Source organism: Rhizobacter sp. P3_B12 (assembly GCF_056402895.1).
In genome coordinates this window covers 1-4,896 of record NZ_JBFUGN010000665.1, presented here as the reverse complement: position 1 = coordinate 4,896, position 4,896 = coordinate 1, and the positions used below count along the sequence as shown (strand labels likewise).

The following is a 4,896-nucleotide window of genomic DNA, read 5'->3' as shown; positions in this document are numbered from 1 at the left end:
TGCTAACCGTGGCTTGGCCGCGGCCAAGCCGCTGCGCCAGGTCGGCTTGGCGCAGCTTGACGGACTCGCGGTTGCTCCGCAGAAGCTCCAGGAAGATTTGCTGATGACGGCTGTTTAGAGACTTGAACATGGCGACCCTTAGCCAGCCAGACTAGCCGTACCCGTCRCGTATTCGGAAAGGGAATCTAACCACAGGCTGCGCGGTAGCACAAAGGGCAACGAGCTCGCCAGATCTCGAGCGACTGCAGATACTTCTGGTTATAAAAAACTCAGCTGCTGGACCGAGTCCGGCAGCGCTCTTCAGCCGATGTTTGTCTGCCACAAATCGTTCGAATTTCCCGTCCCTCCGCTCCTTCGCTCGCCCGGGTCCAGCTACTACCGGACAGTCGAACTCTCGCTTCAGCTACCTTGGTTCATCGTCACGTACCTGATCCGCGAGGGTGAGAACAGCTGCTTGCGTTCCGTTTGCTGCAGCTGGGACAACGACCTCATTGAGTTGATCACCCCGCAGGCGTTGACGCAAGCTACCCAGACGTCGCCGCCGACACAGCAGGCGGTTGCCTCCTTGCAGCAAGTCGTGCCGCAGCCGGATGGCAACGGTTGGGCGGTTCGTGACATTCGAAGCGTATGGACTGCGCTCAACGCCTCATCGGACGAACAGGTTGTGATCCTGGAGGACGCATACGGAGCCCAGTTCTACGGCACGTTTCCGAGTGATGAAGCGCCGATCGTTGGTGAGCGACGCCTCGTCGCCCGGATCTGCATGTAGATGCCGCCCATTTCACGCCCCATCCTGTTCTGCGGGGATCCGCATTCCCGATTTCATCAAATCCTCGAGAGCGCGCGTCGCACCCGTGCGTCGAACGTCGTTCTTCTCGGGGACATGGAGCCTTCCTGCCCTCTTGAAGAGGTGATGGCTTCGCTGCAACAGGACGGCATCGAGTGGTACTTCGTTGCAGGCAACCACGATGCCGACAGCCAGGTGTTAGCCCGCCGCGTCTGGAACCGGAACACGGAGCCGCACAACGTACACGGACGCGTGGTTACGCTGAAAGGAGGCCTACGCTTGGCCGGCCTCGCCGGCGTGTTCAGGGGCGATGTGTGGTACCCGATGGTCGGAGACAAGAACGGAGGCCGATCAACGTACTACTCTCGACTGGATCTCGAGCGCGTGACCCCGCGACAGTACCGTTTCAATCCGTACAATGCCGCGGCTCCTCAGGTGCACCACAAGCACTGGGCCAGCATCTTCGAAGAGGAGTACGACGCCTTGGCAGAAATGCAGGCGGACATTCTGGTGACGCACGAGGCACCTTCCTACCACTGCGACTTCAGCGGCAAGGGAACGGGCTTCCGAGCCATCGACGAGCTGGCAGACTTTCTCGGTGCGCGATACGCGGTCCACGGACATCATCACGACAACCAGGACAGCTCTGGATACTGGGGTAGGACTGCGCGGCGTCTCGGCGCTGTGGCCCGACGGCCGATGGGAGGTTGTCGTGCCGGGCGAGATCGACGATGTACGTCGGCGACAACTGGGGGCATCAGAATGAGGCTCCTCGTGTTCGGCGATTCCACCTCGAGCTCGTCGCACGGCCGATCCGGCCGGCTGGCGTGGACTACGACGCGGTGGAACAGGCCGTCGACATCCACCGTCATGCGCGCAACGCGACGCACTGGGCGAAGAGAGGCAGTGCGTTCGGCGGCAAACTGGCTGCACGGCGAACTCAGTGACGCGATGCACGCCGTCCTGTGCGGCGCCGGGCACAACCTGAGGATGAACCTGCGGTACCTGCGGGTACTTGGCTAGCCTATAGCGGCGGCCCTCGTATGGCTCTCGTTGCGCATCGCCTGCTTGCTCAGGCCTCCTGCCGCACCTCGCGCTTCAGTCGCCGGTTGACCTGACACATCCCGCTCGCTTCGCACAAGGGCGTGGTTGATCGACCGCTTACGACTACTCATCGTCGTTCAGCGCGTGTCGCTGCCAATCACGCGCTCGGCGTAGAGATCGACTGCACTGTGCAGATTTGCTAACTGGTCGGCACCGAAGGCAAATGCTCCGGATGAGCGCTCGACGCGCTGCGTGCCAGGTCGCCACTTCTACTGCGTGCCCACGCCACCCTCAATCTGTACTGCGGCGGACTGAGCGGCTGGCGTTGACGCCTTTCGAGAAACGCGTCGCTTGCGCTTCGTTGGTTCGTTGGAAGACTCAACACTCGACGGAGATCCCGAAGCATCGATCAGGAACCGGTTGCGGTTCTTCACACCAACAATCCAATTCGGAGGCTTGCCTCGCCCAGTCCATGTCTTGCCAGACTTCGGATCCCTGTATTTGGGCGCTCCGACAGTGATCTTGGCCTCGCGTCGACCCTTGACGGCCGCCCGTCTTTCGAGGCTCCGCGCCAGACCCAGATCCTCATGCGTCAATCCGTAGGCGGCAATGGCTTCCTTGATTCTTGATATAACGCCGGCCACTTCCGCTTTCCGCAGTTTCTCGGCCTCCCGTTCCAACTTGACAATCTGAGCCTTTAGCGATGCATAGGTCTTCATGAATATGTTTCCAACGAAGTATCGGAATGGGCCATTCTCGCCTCGATTTGATGCTTAGCGCCAGCGGGCCGCTGTGAAGTCGACAAGCGCCCTGCCCAAGGCCAAGGTCTGCTATGCCAGCGGTTGCGGTCTATCACTCGGAAGCCTGCCACCGTCCGCTGGCCGCCTCGATGCGGACGTTGGAAAGGTCCAGGAACTTCAGCGGCACTTGGGCAAGGACAAGTAAGAACGGAACGACGCACCACACTAGACCAAGTCAGCCGAGTTCTCTGGCCACCAGCGATCCAACAATTAGCTCTGCCCACCGCAGGCAGTCGAAGACTACTGATCGAAGGATGGGCTTGGAACCGTGCACATCCCCCATCTTGGAACGCAGCGTCTGCATCACGTAGGCCCCTTGATTCAATGCACCCTCGAGGTTCTTGTGGAACGGCACGATCTCGGACTGCGGCCAACCGAGTTCTTTGAGCTGCTCGTCGAGAGTGGTCAGTACGCCCTTTGCCTGTGCCGCCTTCTTGCACGCCTCCTGGAATGAGGCGTCGGCGGGATCGCCGAGACTCATCTGCCTGTAGACCATCGCGGTCGCCGAGTCCACGGCTCCACATGCTGCAGAGATCGCGCCGGACAGATCACCGTCTCTGAATCGCTGCGCTGCCTTCAAGAGGTCCTTCCGACACTCCCCGGGCGTGTCATCGAGCGTTTGAGGGCTCAGCACCTGGATGGGAACGAGCGTCTGATCGACAAACGACCACCCCAGCCGATCCAGGTACTCCGACAATTTCTCTTGAGATTGAGGCCTACGACGCAGGACCTCTTCGATGATGATAGTCAGGAACTTCTCTCGAGCGCTCGGTAGCATCTTGGCGTACTGCCGGTCCACCGCGGTCATGAGCTGACCTTTCGAGGCGCCCCCTTGCTGCTTCTGATCAAGGTGAGCGAGTGTCGTGACGTCGAGGCCACCCAAGCCAGTGACTTCCTTGATGTCGTAGAAGATCAACTCTTGGAGGCATGCGCGCACGGCTGGCCATGCAGCAAGAAAATCAGCAGGTGAGTTCGTAGTCGTAGACATTGTCACCGGCGCCGGCACTTGCACCTGCGGTGTCGGTTCCGGGATACGCACAATAGCAAGCCGGCGAACCTCTGGCACGATAAAACCCTGAATGAGATCGATGTCCTCCAGCGCGCCTCCCCGCTGCGGGATCAGATCCGCCAATTGCTTTGCAAGCCGAGGCCATCCGATGGAGTCGCAGTAGGCCTTCAGCGTCTTCAGCATGCCTGTCAGGACGTTGTCGATGAAGGCGCGCGGCTCTGGGTCGTCTAGGTAGTCGTTCGGCTTGATGCGCAAGGCTTCCAGCCCTTCGAGTGCTGCGAAGAGACCCTTTGCTTGGCTCGGCGAAAGCTCGCGTTCTACGTCAAGCGCGACTATTGGGCCAGAAGACTCCCTCTCCTGCTGATCGATGAGTAAAGCTTGCAGCGGCGACACTACCGGTGGGTTACTCCACCTCCGGACTTGTTCAAGGAGCGCGCCGTACGTCTCGTACTGGAGAATCGCCTCCGCCGGCGTCACGAACGCATCCACCAAGCGCAGGTCGGTGCTGCCGCCCGCGCACCAGATCGAAACGTCCCGCATCCGTTGAAGGGCCTCGTCGACGATTGCTCGAGACATTCCGACTTCATCGGCCAATGACACCACGGGCACCTGGCGGTCTTGATCACGAAAGTAGCGACGACGCAGGGCGCCATAGAGCAGCTCGATCTGCCCGAGCAAAAGGATTGCCTTTGGGGAGCCTACCTGAGGTAGTGCTGCAGCGGACACGATGTAGTTGCCACCGTCGCGCTTCAGCATGCCTTCTCGTTCGAGTTCGTCGAGAGACGAGATGTCCGAGTGATGCTCGACTCGGAATTTCAGTGCTGGCAGTGTGCTGCCAGGCGCGACCGAGCGGTCCAATGCAAGCACAAGAAGGCGCTTTTTTTTTGCATCGGATAGTCCCTGGGCGTTAATATCGTCCATCACATCGTTCGAGCGTCTGATTCACGTTGCGAGAGTCTATCGAGCCCGCGCTGCGCCGCCCACGCCGCAATCGGGCTGTAACGTTTCCACCATCGCTTTAGGGAACCGCTGATTTATTCGGGCAGATCTCGATGGCCGAACGAGGCGTGGACAGCGAGGATGGTTGCATGAAACAGACGAGCTTTGCGAGCCTGGAGTACGCGGGCAAGAAGCGCCAGACGAGGCGCGAGAAGTTCCTGGGCGAGATGGAGCGCGTGGTGCCGTGGTCGGCGCTGTGCGGCTTGATCGAGCCGCACTATCCGCGCAGCGGCCGCGTCGGTCGCCCACCGATCGGC

2 protein-coding genes and 3 pseudogenes are annotated in these 4,896 nt (G+C 60.5%); 3 read left to right on the top strand and 2 right to left on the bottom strand.

Going from position 1 to position 4,896, the window contains the following annotated elements; translation table 11 throughout:
- The first annotated feature begins 307 nt into the window (after positions 1-307).
- On the top strand, positions 308-769 hold the full coding sequence (locus tag AC1D01_RS25770) for a hypothetical protein (protein WP_477871419.1): 462 nt from the start codon (positions 308-310) through the stop codon (positions 767-769).
- Positions 770-1,408: pseudogene (locus AC1D01_RS25765) on the top strand (metallophosphoesterase family protein); the annotation flags it as partial.
- Positions 1,409-2,235: 827 nt separating this feature from the next.
- Here the strand turns inward: AC1D01_RS25765 and AC1D01_RS25760 are convergent.
- Together AC1D01_RS25760 and AC1D01_RS25755 are read right to left on the bottom strand one after the other, a co-directional pair.
- Positions 2,236-2,550 (bottom strand): annotated as a pseudogene (locus AC1D01_RS25760) (H-NS histone family protein); the annotation flags it as partial.
- Between the two features lie 256 nt (positions 2,551-2,806).
- A complete protein-coding gene (locus AC1D01_RS25755) occupies positions 2,807-4,561 on the bottom strand; it encodes a hypothetical protein (protein ID WP_477871417.1) in 1,755 nt (584 codons plus the stop codon).
- 167 nt (positions 4,562-4,728) lie between these two features.
- Between AC1D01_RS25755 and AC1D01_RS25750 the strand changes: the two are divergent.
- Positions 4,729-4,896, top strand: a pseudogene (locus AC1D01_RS25750) (IS5/IS1182 family transposase); the annotation flags it as partial.